General features: G+C 50.9%; 5 tRNA genes. All 5 read right to left on the reverse strand.

Annotation, left to right across the window (positions count from 1 at the left end):
• Positions 1-37: 37 nt before the first annotated feature.
• The 5 genes from QM382_RS08910 to QM382_RS08930 all read right to left on the reverse strand — a co-directional run bounded on the left by QM382_RS08910 (position 38) and on the right by QM382_RS08930 (position 476).
• A tRNA-Ser gene (locus tag QM382_RS08910) sits at positions 38-127 on the reverse strand.
• 6 nt (positions 128-133) lie between these two features.
• Positions 134-205, reverse strand: a tRNA-Glu gene (locus QM382_RS08915).
• 14 nt (positions 206-219) lie between these two features.
• Positions 220-293, reverse strand: a tRNA-Ile gene (locus tag QM382_RS08920).
• Positions 294-327: 34 nt separating this feature from the next.
• Positions 328-398: transfer RNA gene (locus QM382_RS08925), tRNA-Gly, on the reverse strand.
• A 5-nt stretch (positions 399-403) separates the two neighbouring features.
• Positions 404-476, reverse strand: a tRNA-Val gene (locus tag QM382_RS08930).
• Positions 477-528 lie beyond the last annotated feature (52 nt).

Below are 528 nucleotides of genomic sequence, written 5' to 3' on the forward strand. Positions count from 1 at the left end.
CTACCGAGCTGCTCCATCCCGCGTTAATAATAAATAAAGGAGGATGTGGGATTCGAACCCACGCACGCTTTTACACGCCTGACGGTTTTCAAGACCGTTCCCTTCAGCCGGACTTGGGTAATCCTCCGATAAATAGTCCGTACGGGATTCGAACCCGTGTTACCGCCGTGAAAAGGCGGTGTCTTAACCCCTTGACCAACGGACCATATTTATTAAAAATGGGCACGAGTGGACTCGAACCACCGACCTCACGCTTATCAGGCGTGCGCTCTAACCACCTGAGCTACGCGCCCAAGTTAAAAACTTGGTAATTTGAACAAAGTTCAAAGCGGGTGACGAGAATCGAACTCGCGACAACAGCTTGGAAGGCTGTAGTTTTACCACTAAACTACACCCGCTTATATGGGAGTTAACGGGATCGAACCGCTGACCCTCTGCTTGTAAGGCAGATGCTCTCCCAGCTGAGCTAAACTCCCTAGAGCTAAGCGACTTCCATATCTCACAGGGGGCAACCCCCAACTACTTCCG

Origin of the sequence: Streptococcus infantis, assembly GCF_047465185.1 — a bacterium.
GTDB classification, from domain to species: Bacteria; Bacillota; Bacilli; order Lactobacillales; family Streptococcaceae; genus Streptococcus; species Streptococcus infantis_O.